This window comes from Arthrobacter tumbae (assembly GCF_016907495.1).
Lineage (GTDB): Bacteria > Actinomycetota > Actinomycetes > Actinomycetales > Micrococcaceae > Arthrobacter_D > Arthrobacter_D tumbae.
On record NZ_JAFBCC010000001.1, the window covers coordinates 2,795,657 to 2,817,147 of the forward strand.

Genomic DNA, 21,491 nt, shown 5'->3' on the forward strand with positions numbered 1-21,491 from the left:
GTCAGGTGTGCTCAGCTCAACTCAAGCGGTGCGCTCAAGGCGCCCTCCGCCGTCGTTCATTTTGCCTGTGCACTCTCTGCTGCGCCCACTGATGGGCCAGCTATTCCAGAGCGCCCTTTCCCCGTGCCCGGATACGACGCTGAATGTGGGACGTTGTGGCAAAAAGAGTGGCAAAGCGAGTGGCCAAGCGGGATGCGAAGGGCTGGGCTGTCCTGACCGGACAGGGCGTGGTCATGCTGTCTCTGGTGGTGGGACTTCTGGCCTTCGTGGGCAACGGCAAGAGCGTGCAGGTAGTGGTCGACGGACAGCCGCAGACCGTCCAGACTTTCGGCGGCACCGTGGCCGAGGTCCTGCGGACCGCTGACGTGACAGTCACCGAGAACGACGACGTGTCCCCGGCTCTTGCGAGCCCCGTTGACGACGGCGCTGCCATCCAGGTCAACAAGGCCACCGCCGTTGACGTCCGGCTCAACGGAGCCGAAACCGTCGTTCACACGACGGGTGAGACCGTGGGCGAGCTGGTGAGCGACATCGGGGTGGCCAGCGAATCGGACATTTCCGCACCGGCTGAAACCCGGCTGGGGACCCTCAGTTCCACTCTCAGTATTTCGACGCCGAAGAACGTCACCCTCGCCGTTGACGGCAAGGACCACCGCATCGAAACCACTGGAATCACCGTGACTGACCTTCTCGCCGAAGCGAAGGTCACTCTCGGCAAGGAAGACCGTGTCTCGGTTCCGGTGGGCAGCTCGCTGGTCACCGGCATGGGACTCAAGGTCACCCGCGTCGAGTCCGGCAAGAAGATCACCGAGACCGAGACGATCGACTTCACCTCCACCGAGAAGGAAACCGACGAGCTGCTCGTCGGTGAAAGCGAAGTGGTCCAGGCCGGTGTTGCTGGCGAGCGCACGCGCGTCTTCGCCGTGACGGTCATCGACGGCAAGGAGATCAAGCGGGAGAACGTCAGCGACAAGGTCAACCGCGAGCCCGTCGAGCAGATCGTCGCCATCGGCACCCGCGAGGAAGAGCCGGAGTCGGAGCCCGAGCCGAAAGAGGACAAGGCAGAGGTAGAGGAAGAGGCACCCGAGGTTGAAGCTGCAGCCGAGGCCGCAGCCCCGGTGGAGATCGAGACACCAGCGCATGCTCCGGAGGCCGTGGTATCCGGCGGTGCCGCGTGGGACGCCCTCGCCGAGTGCGAGTCCGGCGGAAACTGGTCCATCAACACCGGCAACGGGTACTACGGCGGCCTGCAGTTCAGCCAATCCAGTTGGATCGGTGCCGGCGGCGGTAAGTACGCGCCGCTGCCGCATCAGGCATCGCGCGCCGAGCAGATCGCTACCGCCGAGGTGCTCAAGCAGAACGGCGGCTGGGGACACTGGCCTTCCTGCTCCGCAAAGCTCGGCCTGCGGTAAGCGACTCTGAAGCAGCTGTCCCAGCGCCCCTGCCGGTACCGGCGGGGGCGCTGCTGTCTTCCGGCCGTGTCCGTCCAGCACTGTCCGTCCCGGTCTGCCGGCCGGGTCCCGTTACGATGTCTAGGTGACAGACAAGGCGAGCTCATCCCCGGCACCGGCACTGCTCGGCGCGAGTGAAATCCGCCGGTTGGCCGAGGAGCTGGGGATCCGTCCCACCAAGACGCTCGGCCAGAACTTCGTCATTGACGGCAACACCATCCGCAGAATCGTCGCGGCTGCCGCGGTTGACCCCGCCGAAACGGTGCTCGAGGTGGGCCCTGGGCTTGGATCACTGACCCTTGGCCTGCTGGATGCGGCACAGCGTGTGGTTGCCGTGGAGATCGATCCGGTCCTGGCCGCACGCCTGCCGCAGACCATTGCGCGGTGGCGTCCCGAGCAGGCTGCGTTCTGTGACGTGGTGGAGGGTGACGCCATGCGCATCACTGAACTTCCCGCCGAACCGACCGCCCTGGTGGCCAATCTCCCGTACAACGTGGCCGTGCCCGTGGTGCTGCATCTGCTGGCACACTTCCCGTCGCTACGTCACGGACTGGTGATGGTGCAGGACGAGGTCGCCGACCGCCTGGCAGCGCCGCCCGGCTCCAAGATCTACGGCGTGCCGTCGGTGAAGGCCCAGTGGTACGGCAGGATGCGCAAGGCCGGAGTGATCGGCATGAACGTTTTCTGGCCGGCGCCGAAGATCGCGTCCGGCCTGGTGGCTTTCGAGCGGCATGAGCAGCCCGAAACCACGGCGTCCCGCGAGGAAGTGTTCGCCGTCATCGACGCCGCCTTCGCGCAGCGACGCAAGACGCTCCGGGCGGCACTGGCAGGCTGGGCCGGCAGCGGCGTTCTTGCGGGTGAGGCGTTGGCACGGGCAGGCGTGGACCCCTCAGCCCGCGGCGAAGTGCTCGACATCCACGCGTTTGCCCGTATCGCGGAAGCCAAGCAACCTCCGCTCGCCTAGCGACGGTCCGTCCGCTCACAATCCTGCAACTTCTAGCCCAGCACGACGACGGCGGCGACCTCGAACCGCGACAACTCACCCTTTACTCGAGACAGCGATGGTGAGAAGCTGCAGGATTGTGTTCGCCTCACGCGCTCACTCTTGAAGGGACTGGTTGCAGCATGACAGGACAGCAGGTTGCATTCGGCCGCGTCCTCATCGGAGCACTTGCTGCGGGTTCATTGCTGGCTCAGTTTGTGCTCGTTCCGCAGGTCGCGTCTGACGCTGCTGAGCGCTACCCCGAGGTTGCGCACCTGGAGATTCCGTACCTCACCGCTGTCGTGGCCGCACTCGGGTTCTTTGAGGTTGCATTGCTGGCAGCATGGCGACTGCTTGCGGTGACCAATAGTGCGGTGGCCGGAAAAGAGAGACTGGGTTTGACCGGCGGCTCGAAGCGGTGGATCGATGTGATGACAGCGTCGCTTTGTTCGACGGCATTGATCTTCGCCGGTATCTGCGTGCACGCCGGGTCCGTCGAGAACATCGGCGGCCCTGCAATGTTGTTCGGACTGCTGGCCTCCCTGTCCCTGACAGTGGCAGTGGTTGTCCTGAGGAGCAAAGTGTCAGCACCTCAAATACCAGCACCTTAAACACCACACGGCGGCCTCCCAAAGGAAGCCGCCGCGCTGTGTTGTTAACGGAAGTGAGCGCTTACGGTGCGCCCGGCCGGCTGCCCGGAGGCACGTAACCGTCGGCCGTCGGATCGTCCTCGCCGCGATCTGCCGCGCTGCGGGTGTCGCTCCCCGCGAGACCGTCGGACTCGCCACTGGTGTCGGTGAGCCCGTTGGTCTGGTCGAACGGCTCACCCAGGGGCCGCTCGGAAGCGGTCTCCGGCGCCACGTCAACCGGAGCGCCCGCAACAGGAGTGACGTCCGGCGGGGTGGTGTCCTCAACGGGCACAACCGGAGTGACCGGAATATCGGTGGTGGTCGCCTCCGTGTCGGTGGTCTTCTTGCTGCCCGCTGCTGCGGCTACACCCGCGGCGGCTGCTGCGGCAACGCCTACGCCTGCAGCTGCTGCCTTGCCCGAGATGCCGGCCTTACCGCTGTCACCGCGTGAGGCGGCGGCGTCAGTGACGGTGGGGGAGCCGGCAGTACCGCCGGCGACGGACCCGCGCCAGGCGCCCGATGCGTAGCCCTCGTCCTCGATGAATTCCTTGAAGCGCTTGAGGTCGCCCTCGGCTTCCTTCTCGACGACGTGCAGCTTGTCGCCGATCTTCTCGATCATGCCTTCTGGCTCGTACTCGAGTTCGAGGTGAACGGAGGTCTGGCCCCCGCCGACGTCCTCAAAGGTGACGGCTCCGGCGTTGGTGGCGCCCTCGGTGGCTGCCCAGGCAACGCGGCGGTCAGGCTCCTGTGCGAGGATCTTGGCCTCCCACTCGCGCTTCACTCCGCCGATCTCGGCCACCCACTGGAGCCGGTCGTCGCTGAGCTGCTCTACCTTCTGGACCCCACTCATGAAGTGGGGGAATTCCTCGAACTGTGTCCATTGGTTGTAGGCCACGCTCACTGGAACGTTGACCATGATGTGCTTTTCGATCCTCGTGCTCACAGCGTCTCCTTTGGATGGGAACGTCCGATGAACTGATAATTCATCAGTATGCTTACCATACCTATCGACCGTACATCTGACCATGGTCGGGCACAAGAACGACGACGGCGGTGGAATGGCGCACGCTGCCTGGCACTGTTCGATCGTGGTGCGGATCAACCACGAGTTTGCCCGCGATGCCCTGCGGGGCACAGCAAACTATCGACAGTAAGTAAGTGAGTGAGTGGTGAGCTGTAGGCTACGCGTCCTTGCCCGGCCAGAGGTGGAGTTGGCTGAGGCCACACTGAGCATTACCGGCTGCTTCACCACCGAGAACTGGGCGGCACTGCTGCCCATCATTCGCCGCACGCAAACGCTCCTCGGTGGCAAGTCCGTCAGCGTGAACCTGTGCGGCAAGTCGGCGGACCGTGCTCTAGCGCAGAACGCAATCACTGGTTGATCCGGACCGCCGACAGTGCCATCGCGCCCAGCTAGCTCTGGCGTCCCCCACGCTAACGCCCATGCCCATGAATAGGAACCCCAACGACCAACGCAGACCCCACGCGTACTCTGAATGGTCGTCGTCAGCCAAATGCGCGGCCTCATGCCCGATTGCGGCTTGCGGAGAACTGGGCAAATACTGCGCAGAGCCGGTGGAACAGTCTGAGGGCTTCGCCGATAGGCTCAGGACCATAGGGGACGTCCTTGGGGGAGCGCGTGAGAAAAGTAGCGGGTTGGCTGTGCATCGGCATCATCCTTGCCTGGGCGGGTGCCTTTCTGGTAATGAAGACCGTCCATGATCGCGTCACGCAGAATCTGGTCTCCGTGGCGGATGAATTTGTTGTGCCGTCCGATTGGACGCTTATCGCCGAGAACATCGAGACCGAAAAGCTCATTTGCCTGAACGGGAATCCCTGCCCCAGCCTTCACCGCAGGTGGCAGGCAAATGAACAGCTTGCCGAGATTCACCTCCACCTGCTTGCGGCCACAGCAGGATGGGATTTCAGCCTGGATCGCGACTGCGTCCGCCATGAGAATGTCTTCGGTAGCACAACCCTCTGTTCAGCTACCGGCTCGCGGGACGGCTACGACTACATCTTCAGAATCAATAGCCCGGAACCAGGCGCGGACAGCACCCTCATATTGAACGTGCAGCCTGCGCGTGTAGCCCTCGACGCACGGTGAACCGAACCTATCGTTTCGGTCACGACGCTTCCCGCCTCGTCCGCGTCCTCTATATGCTCGACAAAACTTCGATGAGTCTCGGGGGCGTTCATGCGGAAACTGGCCATGCGGCTTTGTCTCATCATGGTGATCTTCTGGGCCGGCGCCTTTTTCTTCGTCAAGACACACCACGATTCCGTTGCCACACAGTTGGGGTCTGTCGCGGATCAGCTGGAGATTCCCGAAGCTTGGACCGTGGTGTCGGAGCACGTTGAGCGGGAACGGTTCATCTGTTTCAACAACAAGCCGTGCCCAACCTTCAGCCGCACGTGGCAGGCTGACCGAGTGCTGGGCGCCGAGGACGTTCTGCTGTTGGCCGAGGCCTCGGGATGGGAATTCGAGCTCAACGGAACCTGCGAGCGAGGCCCCGGCTCAATCGGCCTGAGCAGTGTGTGTTCCGCGCTTGCGACCTACGACGGCCACCGGATCCAGCTGAGCGTCGACAGCCCAGACGCCGGTGCTCCCAGTATCCTGCGGCTGCATCTGAACGCCTCCAGCCAGTAGCGCCAGCCACGTACCGAAAATTCTGCATAACAGTTTGCTCCCGTGATGGTTCCGTGCTGTTGAGCGGGCGTCCCGGGCGGTAGCATCCGTAAGTGGGGATGCAGCACTGCAGGGTTCTTGCCTGGCGATTCCGCGCCACCTCCGTTTACTTCGTTCCGAAAGTACGCCCTTGTTCAAGCTTCCATCAGTTCTCGCGCTCACGGTAACCACCGCCCTCCTTCTCGTTGGCTGCGCAAGCACAACCGATGAGCCCGAAGCCCGCACCACAACTGCTTCCGACTCTCCGTCGCCGTCCGCAACTCCTACCCAGGCGGAGACTGCCACCGAGGAGCCCGAAGAAACCCCGGAACCCAGTGTCGAGCCGTCCCCGGCCAGCGACGAACCCAGCGACGAACCCAGCGTCCAACCCGCCACGGAAGCTCCAGCGGAACCTGCTCCGACACTCGAGCCGCTCCCCACCGCGCCGGGCGATCCGTTTGTTCCACCGCCGCACGGTGAGCCAAACCCGGGGACGCCGTTCGTCCCACCGCCGCACGGCGAGCCGGATCCCTCCGCGGGCACCCCGAGCACGGTGACGCCCGGACCCGTCTGGGGCTCTGTGGAAACCGTCGTCCAGGCGGGAGCAGCGTTCACCCTCACCGGGAGCGGCTACCAGCCCGGTCAACGGATCACAGTGTTTTTCGGGCCCTCGCAAACTGACTACTCAATCATCGGCGAGCAGTCCGCGTACGCAGGCCCCTCCGGAAACTACAGCTTCACCATCACCCTGTCACCGGACATCGCGCCCGGAACCTACGGTGTGCTGACGGCCACCCCGGACGGACTGTCCAGCGGACCGGCGATCGACGCGACCCGGCGCTGGGCCACCATCGAGGTCGTCACACCGTAGTTCGGTCGGAACACTTACCATTGTTCTGAATATATTCAGAACAATGGTAAGTATGACCGCAGCCGTCCATGCCCGCACCGCCTCTTCGTCGGATCTGTCTCGAAACCCGGGTCAGGTCTCTCGCGCGACAGACCATGGCCCAGTGACTATTACGCGACGTGATGGTGAACCGTTGACGCTGGTCAAGTCGAGCACCATCGAGCAGGAACACGAGGCCCTTCGCCTTGCGGCAACCTTGGTCGCCGCGTCGCTATCACCGAGTGAAACCACATTTGCCGAGCGGCTTGTCGCTCCCTTCCCGTGGCTCGGTTTCCTGCCAAAGCCCCAGCGAGACCGGTTCGCCACTGAGATCGTCGAAGTAGCCGGCGCGTGCGCCTCCATCTCGAAATTCGACCGTCTCTTTGTCGTGCTCGCGGAATGGCGGTCCACAGCGGAGGCGCTTGCTGCCGGCTACACACTCGACGAGCAGCTCGACTGGCTGGATGAAACCGAAACCATCAATGATCCAAGGGTAGATGGGTGAGCTAGACACGCAGCAAAAAAGACGACGACGGCGCCGCCTCCCACCCGACCTAGCGCAAGATTCGCACCGCTCCAAGCGGGTTTGCCACAGGATTCCCCTAACCCTGGCCGGACGGATGAAGCGCCTTGGTACCGTTCGATGGGCACACTGTTGTGCCCGGGGAGTTCCGCTATCGGCAGGAAATGGTTGCTTTGAAGGATGAGGACGGCGTCGTCGCCGCAGGTGAAACCTCGACAGTAACAATCCGGCTGTTGTTGCAGGTCGTCGCGGACCAGCGTGGACTAACGGGCGCGGAGCGCGTCATACAGCACGCTGGGATGCAGACTCAGAAGGCAAAGCTGCGCGGTCTGACCGGAAGAATCCCCCACACAGCGAAACTGTTGATGTTCGACGCCGCCGCAGCCGAAACCTCCAATTCCCGCATCGGTCTGCTGCTCGGAGCCGCTGCCCTGAAGGACCGGGGGTTGGCGCCGCTGCGCGCACTGGCACGGGCACACGGCTCCACCGCAGCTCTGCTGAACAGCGCGTCCCGGCTCTCCACCCGCCTGGACACCGCCTCTGTCATCCGCACCGATGAGGTGACGGACGGGAAAGCGGTGCTCGCCTGGCGGGCGTTGCCTCCACACCGTCCCCACCGGGTGGACTGCGATTACACCTTCGGTTTGCTCCACCAGGCACCGGTGCTGTTCGGGCTGCCACCGGCCCAGGTATCCCACGACGTCTGCCAGCTGAATGGCGCCCCCGAATGCCGCTATGACGTGACGTGGAAAGAAAAGCCGTTCCAGCGGTTGCGCAGACTCAATGGCCGGAAGAAACGCGCACCGCAGGAGCTCGAATCAGCCGAGCGCCGGCTCTATGCACTGCAGGGCGCAGCAACTGATCTGACCAGCGGAGAGTCACTGGCGGACGTCCTGGAACGCATTGCGAGCAGGGCCAATGTCGCTGTGCACGCGCCAGGCCATCTCCTGGCAGTAACGCTTCCTGACGGCACCCGGCACATCAGCTGCCGCGGCACCGGCGCCATCCTGACCGAGGCACTGGGCTCCGGTACCGAGCTGAACCTAGCCCATCCCAGCCTTGTCGGCATGCCTGTCGTCACGTCCCCGGTCACCTCCGCCGATCACTCCTACGGCGTACTGGCCGCCGTCGCCTACCCGGGCCAGGAATTCTTCCCGGAGGACAGGGAAACCCTGGGAGCCTATGCTCACCACGCAGCCCTGGGCCTGGACATCGCACGCCTGTTCATCGAAACCAGGGAACAGGGCGAAACAGCCCAGCTGCTCCTGGACGTGGCGCGCTCCCTGAACCAGCGGTCCACCGTCGAGTCGATCGCCCAGACAGTCGCCGACGCCGTTCCCGCCTTATCCGGCGCGGACCGTTCCGCCGTGGCCCTGTGGGACGACGACGCCGGTGAGGTGCGAATCGGCGCCATGATGGGTTGGGAGGGCGCTCTGGCAGAGAAGCTGGCCAATTACATCACCACCGCGGCAGAGAGCCCGGAACTTGCCGCATTGCTCGCCAACAATCTCCCGCAGCTGGTGAACCGCAACGGCTCCCAGTGGGCGCAGCGAACCGTAGAGGACTTCGAAGTCCAGGCATTCGCCGGCACGCCCATCACCACCGACGGAAAACTGGTGGGAATTATTTTGGCCCACTGGGCTGACAAACCAGCCCCACACAGCCTCACTGAAGTGATGACCGAGCGGCTGGCGGGGCTCGCCGGTCTGGCCGGCGTCGCGCTGGACAATGCGAAGCTGCTGGAAGAGACCCGGCGGCAGGCGCTTCACGACCCGCTTACCGGGCTGCCCAACCGGGCAAAGCTGGAGAGCAGGATCGAAGCCGCATTAATCAGGGCTGCCTGGACCGAAGGCCGGGTGGGGCTGCTGTTCTGCGACCTCAACCGGTTCAAACGCATCAATGACAGCCTCGGGCACAGCGCCGGGGATTACGTCCTCCAGCAGGTCGCGGCCCGCATCACCAGCGCCATCCGCGAGGGGGACATGGTGTCCCGCTACAGCGGAGACGAGTTCATCGTCCTCCTGGAAAGCCTCCACGCGGAGACTGAAGCGGAAGTGCAGGCGGAGATGGAGGGCATTGCTGCCAGGATCCGGCTCATCCTCAGCGAGCCGTTCGAGGTGAACGGAAAGAAGTTGTTCCTCGACGCCGCCATCGGCACCGCGCTCAGCGACGCCCTGACAGACGGCACACCGGAGAACGTTTCCGAGGCAGCCAGGAGACTGGTTGAATGCGCGGACCTCGCCATGTACCGGTCGAAGGCCCGGACCCGCGGTCAGGCACCCGCGAGGACGCATTCCCCGTACCGGCTCCAACTCGAGACAGACCTCCGCGGGGCAGCCGCCAGGGGTGAGTTGCAGGTACTGTTCCAGCCGCAGGTGGATCTGCAGACCCGCAAAGTGGTGGCAGCCGAGGCCCTGCTGCGCTGGCGTCACCCCGAGCTGGGCATGATTCCGCCCACCGAGTTCATCCCGCTTGCCGAGGAGAGCAACCTGATGGGTGAGATCGGCGCGTATGTCCTCGACGAAGCCTGCCGGGCGGGAGCGGCATGGCACAGCCTCGGCTATCCCATCGAGGTGGCGGTCAACATCTCCGCAGCGCAACTCAACACAGCATGCTTCTCTGCCTTGATCACGCAGATCCTGCGCAAGTCAGGATTCCCCGCCACAGCTCTCATCCTCGAGATCACCGAAACCCAGGTGATCTCGGAGAACGCGGATGTCAGCAGCCTCTGGGACCTGAAGGAACTGGGGGTCGGCATCTCGATCGATGACTTCGGCACCGGGTACTCATCGATGACGCAACTGCACCGGCTCCCTGTGAGCGAGATCAAGATCGACAAGTCCTTCATCAGCACACTGGGCCCCAACGGATCCGATGCCTTCGTCGCAGGCATTGTCGGGCTGGCCTGCGGCCTCGGCCTCCGGGTGATCGCCGAAGGGGTGGAAAACGCTCAACAGCTCGCCGCCCTCCAATCACTGGGATGCGAACGCGCGCAGGGGTACTTCCTCGGCCAGCCGGGCGACGCCAGCAGCCTGCAGCGCCTCCTGACCAGCGGAACCTAAGCGGCCCGCGGGCAAACCCGCAAGCACAAGCGCCACACTCCGTTCACGACTCGCCGGGCCACGATTTGGGAACCGGCATACAAACACATACGTTATTACTGGATGAGGCGTCCGTAGAAAACGAAAGCTTGGTGCAATCGGCGTGGAACTCATCGACCTGTTAATCGGCATGGCTATTCTCACTGCCCCCGTCCTGTTCTTCGCAGTGGCCGCCAAGGTCATCCTTGACCGCCGGGCCAGCGCGCAGCGCCTGCAGCCCCTTCCCGTCGAAGCAACGGTCGACAACCAGCGCTCCTGAGACGCAGCGCTCCTGAGTCGCACAAGCAACAGAATCGGGCAGTTTCTCCTCAGCCCTGACGTGATCTAAGTTGGACACCATGGTGGCTGGGAGAACGGCAGGGATGCGCGCAACGGGTCCCCGCGCCGTACGGGTTAAGGCGCCGGGCAAAATCAACGTCTCCCTCCGGGTGGGTCCTCCCCGCGAGGACGGCTACCACAGCGTCGCCAGCGTCTACCTCGCCGTTTCCCTGTATGAAGAGATCACCGCTACAGCCACCGACGACGACGCCATCACCGTCACGGTGGATGGCCAGGGCAGTCTCAACCTCCCGATGGAGGAGATCCCTCTCGATGCCAGCAACCTCGCCGCCCGCGCGGCCACCCTGCTGGCGGAGCTGAGCGAGAAGTCCACCGGCGTCCACCTCAACATCACCAAACGCGTCCCGATCGCCGGCGGTATGGGCGGTGGCTCCGCCGACGCCGCAGCAGCCCTCCTCGCCTGCGACGCCCTCTGGAGCAGCGGCTTCTCCCGCGACGAACTCGCCAAGATCGCCATCGACCTCGGCGCCGACGTACCCTTCGCGCTCATCGGCGGCACAGCCGTCGGAGTCGGGGTGGGGGAGCAGCTCACGCCCGCCATCTCCAAGACGCCGCTGCACTGGGTCCTCGTGCCCTCATCGTTCGGGCTGTCCACGCCGGAGGTGTACCGGACGCTCGATGACCTCCGCCTCGCCAGCAGCGAGCAGCCACCGGAGATCCCCGAGATCGACCCGCAGATCCTCAGCGCCATGCGCTCGGGCGACGCGCACACCCTCGCCGACCTGCTCCACAACGACCTGCAGGCAGCAGCCCTCGAACTGGCGCCGGAGTTGAAAGACGTCCTCGCCGCCGGCCGGGAAGCGGGAGCGCTCGCCGGCATCGTCTCCGGATCCGGCCCGACGGTCGCCTTCCTCGCCGAGTCCGAGGACCACGCCGCAACCGTCGACGCCCTGCTGGCCACCGCCGGGCTCACCACCGAACTGGTGCACGGGCCGGCCCATGGTGCCAGGATTGTCAGCGACTACATTTAGCCGCGCGCACTCCGTACCTTCTCAAGAACACCCATAAACGAAAGCAGTATTCACGTTGGCCCACCTGCTCGGTGCTGAAAACATCAGCGTCACCTTTGCCACCCGGACTATCCTGGACGGCGTCACCCTCGGGCTGGAGGAGGGCGACCGCATCGGCATGGTCGGCCGCAACGGTGACGGCAAGTCGACCCTGATGCGCCTGCTCGCCCAGCGCACCACGCCCGACGACGGCCGCGTCACCAAACGGCGCGACGTCACCGTGGGCTACCTCAACCAGAACGACGTGCTCGACGGCGACCTCGACGTCGGCGCCGCCATCGTCGGCGACCAGGCCGACCACGAGTGGGCGTCCAACCCAAAGATCCGCGACGTCATGGGCGGCCTCGTGGCCGAGGTGGACTGGCACGCCCGCGTGGACTCCCTCTCCGGCGGGCAGAAGCGCCGTGTGGCGCTGGCGAAGCTGTTAATAGGGGACGACGACGTCATCATGCTCGACGAGCCCACCAACCACCTCGACGTGGAAGGAGTGGCCTGGCTCGCGGAGCACCTCAAGCAGCGCTGGCGTCCCACCGAGGGCGGGCTCCTGGTGGTCACCCACGACCGCTGGTTCCTCGACGAAATCTCCACCCGCACGTGGGAAGTCCATGACGGCATCGTGGACGGGTTCGACGGCGGATATGCCGCCTACGTCCTGGCACGTGCCGAGCGTGACCGAATGGCCAATGTCATTGAGGGCAAGCGCCAGCAGCTCGTGAAGAAGGAGTTAGCCTGGCTGCGCCGCGGTGCACCCGCCCGCACCGCCAAGCCGAAGTTCCGCATCGAGGCCGCCAACGCGCTCATCGCCGATGTTCCGGAACCGCGCGACTCGCTCGCGCTCAGCCAGCTCGCCACCGCCCGGTTGGGCAAGGACGTCCTGGACCTCGAGAACGTCTCGCTGGAGCTGGGGGACAAGTCGCTGTTCAAGGGGATCACCCTGCGGCTGGCGCCGGGTCAGCGGCTCGGGATTGTCGGGGTCAACGGTGCCGGCAAGACCAGTTTGCTGCAGATGCTCAACGGAGAGGTGACCCCGACATCGGGCCGGTTGAAGCGCGGCAAGACGGTGCAGACGGCGATCCTGTCGCAGGACGTGCGCGAGCTCGACGACGCCAATCACCTCCGTGTCACCGAAGTGATTGAGCAGGAGAAGCGGGTTCTGTCGGTCGGCGGGAAGGAAGTGTCGGCGAGCCAACTCGTGGAGCAGCTTGGCTTCACCAATGAGCGGCAGTGGACGCCTGTCGGTGACCTCTCGGGTGGGGAGCGGCGGCGTCTGCAATTGCTGCGTCTGCTGGTCGGGGAACCGAACGTGCTGATGCTCGATGAGCCCACCAATGACCTGGATACCGACACCCTCGCGGCGGTCGAGGACGTGCTGGACGGGTGGCCGGGCACGCTGATCGTGGTCTCGCACGACAGGTACCTGCTCGAACGCGTCACCGATACCCAGCTGGCGCTGCTCGGCGATGGGAAGATCCGCGACCTGCCCGGCGGAGTGGATCAGTACCTGCAACTGCGCCGCGGAGCGGCAGTATCCGGCGACAAACTTGCCGGCACGCCGATGGGATCGGACAGCGGCAACGGCACGACGACGGCGGCAGCCGCTTCCGCTGGCCCGGCACCGGAGGAAGCGCGCCAGGCGAAGAAGGACCTCACCCGCATCGAGCGGCAGATGACCAAGACGAGCTCGCAGATCGAGAAGATCAACCAGCAGATGAGCGACGCCGGCAGCAAGGCAACGGTCGACTTCGAGAAGATGTCCGGCCTCGACGCGAAACTGCGGGAGCTTCAGGCCGAACAGGAGTCACTGGAGGAACAGTGGCTCGCGGCGGCCGAGGTGCTGGGCGAGTGAGATTCATGTTTATGAAGGTCCGGCCACGTCGAGCGAAGATCGCACTGGTCGCCGGTTTTGGAGCGATTGTAGTAGCGGGGCGCCTCTTCGCGTTCTTCGTCGACGAGCAAGGCACAGCAGGCACGGTGGCAAGCGTCGCTGTAGTCGTCATGCTCGTCGCTGGCGTCATCAGCCTCTATATCGGCTTTAGGTCACTGAACTGGAACAAGCTGCGCAGCAGACTACGTAAGCGCCGCCAACGTTAGTAAGTGAACTCGTCAGGGCCGGCAAGCACCACGAGATTTTTCCGTAGGCGCCGCAGGAAATGGCGGACAGCAATTCTGATCCTCAGTAACTTCACGCTCTTCACCGCCTCTCAGTGACCCTTTGATAAGGGTGCTTAGCGAGCGTATCCGTCGAACCTTGGAGAATGGTGGAGGCGGCGCCAACCCCGCTGTGCAGATACCATTGAGGGTCAGTCTTGGAAAACAGGGGAGCCTTCCGCTTGAGCACGCAGAACCATCACGAGGCCTCGCATCTGTGCCCGGCCGCCGATCTTCCCGCAGCCGGAGTTTAGGAAGATTCTATGAAAGCGATCCGAGTGGCGATTGCCGGCGCGCTCCTGCTACTGATCGGGTTTCCCTTTCCCGCCGTCGCGCAGGAGGGCGAACCCGGTCTAATGCTCCCCGTGGTGACTGTCCCTCCTCAGCAACCGGGGCCGGCGCCGAGCCCGAGTCCAGAGCCTCCGCCGGAAGAGCCCGTTCCAGCACCGACGCCGACACCTCCGCCGGCCCCCGTGCCCGCACCCGCTCCGGCACCCGCGCCTGCTCCGGCACCCCCTCAACCAGCGCAGCAACCTGATCCGGCTATTGACCCCGCCACGGGCTTCACCATCGACCCTGCCACCGGGTACCTGATCGAACCGCAGACCGGTTTTCTGATCGAGCCAGGGACAGGCAACCTCATTGATCCGGGCACCCGCTTCTACACGGATTTCCGTCTGGATTTTGTGACCGGGGAGGTAGTGGAGATCGAACCGGAGGTCGAGGAGCCAACGGAGGAACCTTCCTCTGAGGAACCCGAGCCGTCGCCCACGCCCAACACCCGCAGCGCTACACCGTCCCCATCTCCGACGGTCCCGAGCGCAAGCCCGACCGCCGCTGCAATCGAAGCGAATCCATCAGTCGAGCGGGGTGCGGTGTCGTCGATAGGGGAACACCCGGCCACACGAATCCTCGTCATTCTGATGCTTATAGGGCTGGGGGCGCTCTACTACGCCAAACTCCGTGGCGGCAGTCGCTTGTGAGTGGAGCCAGCGGACAACAGGTAACGATTGGATGGAAATTTGTTCGATTGGGCACTCATTTCTTGCGCTGACTCAGCAATCGTTAGAATGTCAAGTATCTTGAATAGATTCGACGGAATCGGAATCGGGCACAGTTAGGGGATAGTTCTTGCGCGTTCTGCTGTTGACGCACTCCTACGCGCCGGAACATAGTCCACCGCAGCGGCGGTGGACCCAGCTCATCCATTCCTTCCGCACGGCAGGATGGGACGTCGACGTCGTCGCCCCAGTAGCGCACGCTCCCCACGGCCGCCGCATCCTTCCGAAGCGGGAGGCAGGCCGTCCCTTCCGATCGGACAAGGGCGTCAACGGTGAGGTCGTGCGCCGCGTTCCCTACCTCTGGCACAAGACCACTCGCATCGGCCGGCTGATTGACCACCTGTTCTCAGCCGGCATGAGTATTCCTACTGCCGCCATGTGCCGCAGGCCCGACGTCGTCATTGTCACAGTGCCCAGTCTGCCCATCCTTGGTGCGGGCTATGTGGTTTCCCGGATGCTGAGGCGCCCGCTCGTGGTGGACATGCGGGACGCCTGGCCCGATATAGCACGCGATGCACGTCTCATCCAGGGCAGTGCGAAGAGTCTCACCGAACGGGTCATTATTGCAATTCAGGACCGCGCGGATCTTGTGGTGACGGTGACGTACGGATTCGCTCGGACCCTCCGTGATCGTGGGCTCAGAAACGTTGCAACGGTCACGAACGGTGTTGACATTGATCGTCTGCAGAAGCTCGACCCCGTGCCACTCGAGAAGAACCGGCTGGATGTTCTGTACCTGGGAAATCACGGCGAGAGTCAGCACCTGGACATTCCCATTCGGGCAGCAGCTCTGATGGGGGACAGGGTGCGCTTGACGATGGTGGGTCACGGTGTGAAGCGCAACGAACTCAAGGCGTTGGCGGCATCGCTTGATGCACCCGTCGAATTCCATGATCCTGCCTACGGCCCCGAGGTGATGGAGTACTACCGCAGTGCTGACAGTTGCATTGTGGCACTTCGGGACGACTGGAAGTCGTTCGAGACGACTGTTCCGTCCAAGACCTACGAGGTCTTGTCAGTCGGACGGCACATAACCGGGATGGTGCGTGGCGAAGCGAAAAAGATCCTTGAGGATGCGGATGCCGGCCATGTTGTCCAGGCCGATCCGGAGGCGCTGGCTAACCTCTGGCGGGTGCTCGCTGACGATCGCATGCAGCTGCAGGTGAACGGGCACGGGCGACTCTGGGTACAGCACAACGCTGACGCACGTACGTTGGGACAGTCCTACATCAACCTTCTTGCTGAGGTAGCAGGCGGCGGTCCGCACAGGTGAATGTGCTCCGCAACATCCGGCTGACCGCTGCCACGGCGGTTCAGCACCTTGACGATGACCCTGTTCTGCTATTGCTGCAGATTTCCCGTCGGCTTCCCTCGCGCATCGTCCAACCTGTTGCCGGTATCGTGCGGAAAGTGGGGCGCGGACCCCTGCTCAGTGCGCTGAGCGCTCATCTCCGTGGGGACGAGGCCCGACGGTCGGTCATCCTCGACGAGGCACACCGCGACGGCGTCACTGGAGCCGCGGCAGCGCGTCTCGCCGACGTGGCCCTCGCCGCCAATGAGCCCCAGCGTGCCGACATGCTGCTCGAACGAGCCGGCGCCGCTCCCGGAACACGCGCCCGCCGCCGGTGGTACGACGGCGACATGACCGGAGCGGTCGCGGAACTCACCTCGGCGGGCCTTCACCGCAAGGCGCAAAGGCTCGAGAGCGAGCTGAGGGTTTTCCGCGGCTGGATCCCAACGCTCGAGCCGGTACAGGGATACGAACCGCAACCGCAGACAGTGCTGCACGTGCTCACCAACTCGCTTCCGCACACCGGCAGCGGCTATGCCCAACGGTCGCACTCAATTCTGACGGCTCAGGAAGCGCTTGGCTGGAACGTTCATGCGGCAACTCGTCTTGGTTACCCGGTGCAGGTGGGGAAGCTGTTCGCCCAGGACACCGATGTATTGAACGGTGTGACGTACCACCGTCTGATTCCTGCTCGCATGCCGACCGGCTTTGACCAGCGGCTGCAGGTTCAGGCCGAGGTGCTTCTGGACTTGGCGCTGAAGATCCGACCTGCCGTGCTCCATACCACTACCCATTTTGTGAATGGTTTGGTCACGCGCGCGGTGGCCGAAGCGCTCGGAGTCCCGTGGGTGTACGAGGTCCGCGGTCAATTGGCCGATACCTGGGCCTCGGTCCGCGGTGAGGCGGCGAAGTCCAGCGAACGCTACAATTTCTTCACTGAACGTGAGGCGGCCATGACGCGAAGCGCAGCGCTGGTGGTTACGTTGGGCGAAGCCATGAGACAGCAGATCCTCACCGCGGGAGACCTCCGTGGCGGCGTGCTGCTATGTCCTAACGCGGTGGGTGAAGCTTTTCTGGACGAGCCGCTGGACTCGCAGTCCGCCCGGGCCTTGCTTGGACTGCCCCACGACGGGGTGTTCGTCGGAACGGTCAGCAGCCTTGTGGAGTATGAGGGGCTGGACGTGCTTCTCCGCGCAATTGCGATGCTGGCGGGGGAGCACCCCGGCCTACAGTGCCTGATCGTCGGCGATGGAGTGGCTGCTTCCGCGCTACGGCAATTGGCGGGGGAACTAGGAATCACATCCCGCGTGACGTTCACTGGCCGGGTGCCGCGCAAGCACGCGCACTTGTACCATCAGGCCCTGGATATTTTTGTGGTTCCGCGTCGGGACCTCGCGGTGACGAGGGCGGTTACCCCGTTGAAGCCGGTGGAGGCTATGGCCTCAGCCCGGCCCGTAGTGGCGAGCAACCTGCCTGCCCTGAACGAGATAGTAGAGGATTCAGTGACGGGAACGTTGGTTGTGCCTGACAGCGCAGAAGAACTTGCTGCTGCTTTAAAGGATCTCATCAGGGAGGATGGCGCTGTAGTCACCGACGAAGCCCGAGCTATGGGCGCGACCAGTCGAGTGCGCGTGCTCAAGGAGCGTACATGGACCGGAACCACTTCAACCCTACTGCGCGCATATCAAGAGCTCGGAACCGCAGGCTGATGTCGCAGTCAGATTCACGTCTTCCGCTACCGGGACCGGCGGCGATTCAGTCGATGCCGATCGATACGCGAGGACTTATCCGCGTCGGTGCCCGCCCCGGTTTCCTGGACTACCTCATCCAGTTGTGGGACCACAGACAGTTTGTCTTTTACGACGCGAAGGCGCGCGTTCAAAGTGGTAACCGGCGAGATCGCCTCGGCAGTGCTTGGCTCGTGCTCAACCCAGTATTCAACGGGCTGACCTTTTTTCTGATTTTCGGGCTACTCCTCGGCACTGGACGCGGCATAGAGAATTTCGTCGGTTATCTGATCATCGGCGTGTTCATCTTCCAAATGAGCTCCAGGGCGATTACCAACGGCGCGCGGTCAATACAGGGTAATCGTGCCGTCATACAGGCATTCAACTTTCCACGCGCTACACTCCCGGTGGCAGTCAACCTGCGGGAACTTCTCGCCGGAATTCCTGTGATCCTGTCGATGCTGGTGCTGGTTCTCTTGCTTCCCCCGACGGAAGGCATCACGTTCCTGTGGCTTTTGATCATCCCAGCTCTGCTTTTGCAGACATTGTTCAATCTTGGTGTTGGAATGATCCTGGCGCGGATAATCTCGACAGTCAACGACGTAACTCACCTGCTCAACTTCGCGATGCGGGTATGGATGTATGGATCTGGGGTGTTTTTCTCATTTGACTCTTACATTGAAGACAAGACTCTCTTGGCCATTGTTGAACTCAATCCGCTCTATGTAGTTCTGAATATAATTCGCGATTGTGTGCTGTATGCGACGGTTCCGGAATGGCAATCGTGGGCAATTCTTACGGTGTGGGGTCTCGCGGCGGTCGTCGTCGGGTTCATCTATTTCTGGAAAGCGGAGGAATCCTATGGCCGGGAGTAGCTCCGATCGGCCCGAGGGTAAGCAGCAAGCCACCGTCGTGATCGATCGTGTAAGCATGAAGTATCGGGTGCCTTCGACCAAGGCGCAGCCGAGAGAGAAGCGCGACAGTACCAGGATTCTCAAGAAGATGCTCGGGCAAACGCCCTTGGTTTCAGTTCGGGCACTCAACGAAATGTCCCTGGTCGTCGAGCGCGGTGAGTCGGTGGGCATAGTAGGACGAAATGGTTCGGGCAAAAGTACGCTGATGCGTCTCATCAGCGGACACAGTGCTCCGACTACCGGCGCCGTCTACGCCTCTAGTGTTCCCGTGATGCTAGGGGTGAACGCGGCACTGGTTCCGGAATTGTCAGGGGATCACAACATCGTGCTTGGATGCTTAGCGATGGGTATGACCAAGAAAGAAGTTGGGCAGAAATTTGACTCCATCGTTGAACTGTCCGGATTGGACGATTCGATTCACCTTCCGATGAAGTCGTACTCCGCTGGCATGGGATCCCGTTTGCGGTTTGCGATCGCGGCAAGTGTCAACCCGGAAATTCTGCTCATCGACGAGGCTTTGAATACGGGTGACGCACAGTTTCGCGACCGCAGTAAGCGGCGCATGGATGAACTGCGATCACAAGCCGGAACCGTATTCCTAGTCAGCCATAGCCTGGAGACGATTACCGACATGTGTTCGCGAGCGATCTGGATCGACAAGGGAGATTTGCTGATGGACGGAAAACCTGCGGAGGTCACGAAGATGTACGCGACTTTTGCTGGACACCTTTCCAAGGGAAATGGTGCGTCGGCCGCTGCCATCAGGGACGAATCCCGCAGAAATTTGATCGCGACGCAGGTGCTTGAGCGTTCTCCTGGGCGGCGAAGCGCATGAAGGCGACTACTTCTATCCTCTCTGATGCGCGTAGAAGCGTATGGCATTTTCGTCAGGGAGGCTTGCGTCAACTGCGAGTATTCAGTGCGCGGCAGAAGGTTGAAACGGGCTTCATACCGTTGGGGAACATCCTCGGAGCGCAGGGTGGCTGGGCCGGTCGCGGTAAGAACCGAGCACTGAAATTTGCACCCTCGGCACCGCCGGTGCGCCCGCCACGCCGAAGCGACTTGACCGTTGCCGTTATTTTGGACGACTTCTCGGCTCTGGCTTTTGCTTATGAGTGGAACACCGTAGTGCTCAAGAGAGATTCCTGGCGCACGCAGCTGTCGGAAGTTGACGTGGATTTCCTGTTTGTGGAGTCTGCGTGGTCGGGCAACAACGGTCAGTGGAAGTACCAGCTCACGGGCGCTTCCGGGCCCAAGCCGGAGTTCATCGAATTAATGGCCTGGTGCCGGCAGAACTCACTCCCATCAGTTTTTTGGAACAAGGAAGACCCTCCGCACTACGACGACTTCTTAGCCGCAGCGCGCGAATTTGACGTCGTCTTCACAAGTGATTCCAACAAAATCCCCCGCTACCTGGAGGATCTGGAGCACGATCGCGTCGGAGTTTTGCCGTTTGCGGCGCAGCCCGCCGTGCACAATCCAATCCGCCCTCGTTTCGGGTGGCGCGACAGGGATGTCGCTTTCGCTGGAATGTACTTCGCGCATAAGTATCCGGAGCGCCGCGAGCAAATGGATTTGTTGCTCGGCGGCGCAGCTGAGGCCGGGGAAGGAATGCAAATCGGCCTCGAGATTTTCTCTCGGCAACTCGGCGGTGATGAGCGGTACCAGTTTCCTCCTGGTTTGAAGGAGCATGTGGTCGGCAGCCTTTCTTACGCGCAAGTCCTCACCGCCTATAAGGCCTACAAAGTGTTCCTCAACGTGAACTCCGTAGTCGACTCGCCGAGCATGTGCGCCAGACGGATATTCGAGATCACGGCGGCCGGGACTTCAGTTATCAGCACGCCAAGCGCCGCAATCTCTTCGTTTTTCACGGAGGATGAGCTGGCGACGGTCGAGTCACGAGAGTCCGCTGCCTCGATGTCTCGGGCGTTGGTTAGGAGTCATGAGCTGGCCGACCGCATGATTCATAAGGCGCAACGCAAGATTTGGTCGGCACACACATACGCACATCGCGCCGAGTCCGTAGTTGGGGCAATTCTGCCGGAGCGGGGAGTTGCGGTAAGTAGCTCAAGCATCTCTGCGTTGGTATCAACCGTTCGACCCCATCAGGTCGAGCACATCTTCAGGACGATCGGCTCTCAGATCGGTGTGAACTGTGAGCTGGTTCTGCTGACACACGGGTTCGAGCTTGATGCGCTCGAGGTTCAGGCGTTGAGCGAGCGATACAGCGTGGAGAACCTCACTCTACTTTCAGCGACAGCAGATATTAGCCTGGGTGCTTGCCTGAACCGATGCGTTGAGGCAGCTGCCGGTGAGGTAGCAACCAAGATGGACGACGATGACTATTATGCTCCGCACTATCTCGGTGACCAGTTGAATGCGCTGAATTACTCCGCTGCTGACGTGGTGGGGAAACAGGCTCATTACATGTACCTGGCCAACCGAAACGCGACTCTGCTGCGCTTTCCACAGCAGGAGCACCGTTTCACTAGGCTGGTCATGGGTCCGACGATTCTTGCACGCAGAAGCGTATTTCGCGCACATCCTTTCGAGAACGTGCAACGGGGGGAGGACACTGCGTTCCTTAACTCCGTGACAACGAGCGGCGGTTCGGTTTACTCCGCCGACCGATTCAACTATTTCCAGCACCGGCATGGCGTCGGACATACGTGGGCTGTGGGGATCGACGAACTGCTCGCGTCTGGCCAAGTGCAGTTTTTTGGCACGCCACACGACCACATCACCATCTGAGGGCATT

The 21,491-nt window shown here is 62.7% G+C and carries 21 protein-coding genes; 20 read left to right on the top strand and 1 reads right to left on the bottom strand.

The window, feature by feature from the left end; all coding sequences use genetic code 11:
- Positions 1–167 precede the first annotated feature (167 nt).
- The 3 genes from JOD47_RS17710 to JOD47_RS13360 all read left to right on the top strand — a co-directional run bounded on the left by JOD47_RS17710 (position 168) and on the right by JOD47_RS13360 (position 3,044).
- Entirely contained in the window at positions 168–1,412 is a 1,245-nt protein-coding gene (locus JOD47_RS17710) for a resuscitation-promoting factor (protein ID WP_307836283.1), read from the top strand.
- Positions 1,413–1,536: 124 nt separating this feature from the next.
- Positions 1,537–2,415, top strand: coding sequence for a 16S rRNA (adenine(1518)-N(6)/adenine(1519)-N(6))-dimethyltransferase RsmA (rsmA, locus tag JOD47_RS13355; RefSeq protein WP_204534911.1), 879 nt, complete (start codon positions 1,537–1,539; stop codon positions 2,413–2,415).
- 161 nt (positions 2,416–2,576) lie between these two features.
- Positions 2,577–3,044 carry a DUF2975 domain-containing protein gene (locus JOD47_RS13360; protein ID WP_204534913.1) on the top strand — a complete coding sequence of 156 codons (468 nt, stop codon included), beginning with the start codon at positions 2,577–2,579 and terminating at the stop codon, positions 3,042–3,044.
- Positions 3,045–3,105: 61 nt separating this feature from the next.
- Here the strand turns inward: JOD47_RS13360 and JOD47_RS13365 are convergent, their stop codons facing one another.
- On the bottom strand, positions 3,106–4,005 hold the full coding sequence (locus JOD47_RS13365; RefSeq protein WP_204534915.1) for an SRPBCC family protein: 900 nt from the start codon (positions 4,003–4,005) through the stop codon (positions 3,106–3,108).
- 82 nt (positions 4,006–4,087) lie between these two features.
- Here JOD47_RS13365 and JOD47_RS17715 point away from each other — a divergent pair, with 82 nt between their 5' ends.
- The 17 genes from JOD47_RS17715 (at position 4,088) to JOD47_RS13445 (ending at position 21,484) form a co-directional block, all read left to right on the top strand.
- On the top strand, positions 4,088–4,216 hold the full coding sequence (locus JOD47_RS17715) for a hypothetical protein (protein WP_275577885.1): 129 nt from the start codon (positions 4,088–4,090) through the stop codon (positions 4,214–4,216).
- A gap of 57 nt (positions 4,217–4,273) precedes the next feature.
- A complete protein-coding gene (locus JOD47_RS13370; protein WP_204534917.1) occupies positions 4,274–4,444 on the top strand; it encodes a hypothetical protein in 171 nt (56 codons plus the stop codon).
- A gap of 257 nt (positions 4,445–4,701) precedes the next feature.
- Positions 4,702–5,169, top strand: a complete 468-nt coding sequence (locus JOD47_RS13375) for a hypothetical protein (protein ID WP_204534919.1) — start codon at positions 4,702–4,704, stop codon at positions 5,167–5,169.
- A gap of 90 nt (positions 5,170–5,259) precedes the next feature.
- A complete protein-coding gene (locus tag JOD47_RS13380; protein ID WP_204534921.1) occupies positions 5,260–5,712 on the top strand; it encodes a hypothetical protein in 453 nt (150 codons plus the stop codon).
- A 169-nt stretch (positions 5,713–5,881) separates the two neighbouring features.
- Positions 5,882–6,601, top strand: coding sequence for a hypothetical protein (locus tag JOD47_RS13385; RefSeq protein ID WP_204534922.1), 720 nt, complete (start codon positions 5,882–5,884; stop codon positions 6,599–6,601).
- A gap of 142 nt (positions 6,602–6,743) precedes the next feature.
- Entirely contained in the window at positions 6,744–7,124 is a 381-nt protein-coding gene (locus JOD47_RS13390) for a type II toxin-antitoxin system Phd/YefM family antitoxin (protein WP_307836286.1), read from the top strand.
- Positions 7,125–7,306: 182 nt separating this feature from the next.
- The gene (locus JOD47_RS13395) at positions 7,307–10,204 is read left to right on the top strand and encodes a putative bifunctional diguanylate cyclase/phosphodiesterase (protein ID WP_204534924.1); all 2,898 of its coding nucleotides are present in this window, start codon (positions 7,307–7,309) and stop codon (positions 10,202–10,204) included.
- 142 nt (positions 10,205–10,346) lie between these two features.
- Complete coding sequence (locus tag JOD47_RS13400; RefSeq protein ID WP_204534925.1) at positions 10,347–10,502, top strand: hypothetical protein; 156 nt, start codon at positions 10,347–10,349, stop codon at positions 10,500–10,502.
- A 103-nt stretch (positions 10,503–10,605) separates the two neighbouring features.
- Complete coding sequence (locus tag JOD47_RS13405; protein WP_239548105.1) at positions 10,606–11,553, top strand: 4-(cytidine 5'-diphospho)-2-C-methyl-D-erythritol kinase; 948 nt, start codon at positions 10,606–10,608, stop codon at positions 11,551–11,553.
- 55 nt (positions 11,554–11,608) lie between these two features.
- Complete coding sequence (locus JOD47_RS13410) at positions 11,609–13,438, top strand: ABC-F family ATP-binding cassette domain-containing protein (protein ID WP_204534927.1); 1,830 nt, start codon at positions 11,609–11,611, stop codon at positions 13,436–13,438.
- Between the two features lie 11 nt (positions 13,439–13,449).
- On the top strand, positions 13,450–13,683 hold the full coding sequence (locus JOD47_RS13415; protein WP_204534928.1) for a hypothetical protein: 234 nt from the start codon (positions 13,450–13,452) through the stop codon (positions 13,681–13,683).
- 320 nt (positions 13,684–14,003) lie between these two features.
- The gene (locus tag JOD47_RS13420; RefSeq protein WP_204534930.1) at positions 14,004–14,723 is read left to right on the top strand and encodes a hypothetical protein; all 720 of its coding nucleotides are present in this window, start codon (positions 14,004–14,006) and stop codon (positions 14,721–14,723) included.
- A 148-nt stretch (positions 14,724–14,871) separates the two neighbouring features.
- Entirely contained in the window at positions 14,872–16,074 is a 1,203-nt protein-coding gene (locus tag JOD47_RS13425; RefSeq protein ID WP_204534932.1) for a glycosyltransferase family 4 protein, read from the top strand.
- A 2-nt stretch (positions 16,075–16,076) separates the two neighbouring features.
- A complete protein-coding gene (locus tag JOD47_RS13430; protein ID WP_204534934.1) occupies positions 16,077–17,801 on the top strand; it encodes a glycosyltransferase family 4 protein in 1,725 nt (574 codons plus the stop codon).
- Positions 17,801–18,694, top strand: a complete 894-nt coding sequence (locus JOD47_RS13435; protein ID WP_239548106.1) for an ABC transporter permease — start codon at positions 17,801–17,803, stop codon at positions 18,692–18,694. The genes JOD47_RS13430 and JOD47_RS13435 overlap by 1 nt, the downstream gene beginning before the upstream one ends.
- Positions 18,681–19,568 (top strand): ABC transporter ATP-binding protein, encoded by an 888-nt coding sequence (locus tag JOD47_RS13440; protein ID WP_239548107.1) that lies wholly within the window; start codon positions 18,681–18,683, stop codon positions 19,566–19,568. Before JOD47_RS13435 ends, JOD47_RS13440 begins: the two co-directional genes overlap by 14 nt.
- Entirely contained in the window at positions 19,565–21,484 is a 1,920-nt protein-coding gene (locus JOD47_RS13445; protein WP_204534936.1) for a glycosyltransferase family protein, read from the top strand. The genes JOD47_RS13440 and JOD47_RS13445 overlap by 4 nt, the downstream gene beginning before the upstream one ends.
- Positions 21,485–21,491 lie beyond the last annotated feature (7 nt).

What these genes read in the sequence shown, in the direction of transcription:
- JOD47_RS13360 (WP_204534913.1), top strand. Translation starts at nt 2,577, where the DNA reads ATGACAGGACAGCAGGTTGCATTCGGCCGCGTCCTCATCGGAGCACTT.
- JOD47_RS17715 (WP_275577885.1), top strand. Translation starts at nt 4,088, where the DNA reads ATGGTCGGGCACAAGAACGACGACGGCGGTGGAATGGCGCACGCTGCC.
- JOD47_RS13380 (WP_204534921.1), top strand. Translation starts at nt 5,260, where the DNA reads ATGCGGAAACTGGCCATGCGGCTTTGTCTCATCATGGTGATCTTCTGG.
- JOD47_RS13395 (WP_204534924.1), top strand. Translation starts at nt 7,307, where the DNA reads ATGGTTGCTTTGAAGGATGAGGACGGCGTCGTCGCCGCAGGTGAAACC.
- JOD47_RS13405 (WP_239548105.1), top strand. Translation starts at nt 10,606, where the DNA reads ATGCGCGCAACGGGTCCCCGCGCCGTACGGGTTAAGGCGCCGGGCAAA.
- JOD47_RS13415 (WP_204534928.1), top strand. Translation starts at nt 13,450, where the DNA reads ATGAAGGTCCGGCCACGTCGAGCGAAGATCGCACTGGTCGCCGGTTTT.
- JOD47_RS13420 (WP_204534930.1), top strand. Translation starts at nt 14,004, where the DNA reads ATGAAAGCGATCCGAGTGGCGATTGCCGGCGCGCTCCTGCTACTGATC.
- JOD47_RS13435 (WP_239548106.1), top strand. Translation starts at nt 17,801, where the DNA reads ATGTCGCAGTCAGATTCACGTCTTCCGCTACCGGGACCGGCGGCGATT.
- JOD47_RS13440 (WP_239548107.1), top strand. Translation starts at nt 18,681, where the DNA reads ATGGCCGGGAGTAGCTCCGATCGGCCCGAGGGTAAGCAGCAAGCCACC.
- JOD47_RS13445 (WP_204534936.1), top strand. Translation starts at nt 19,565, where the DNA reads ATGAAGGCGACTACTTCTATCCTCTCTGATGCGCGTAGAAGCGTATGG.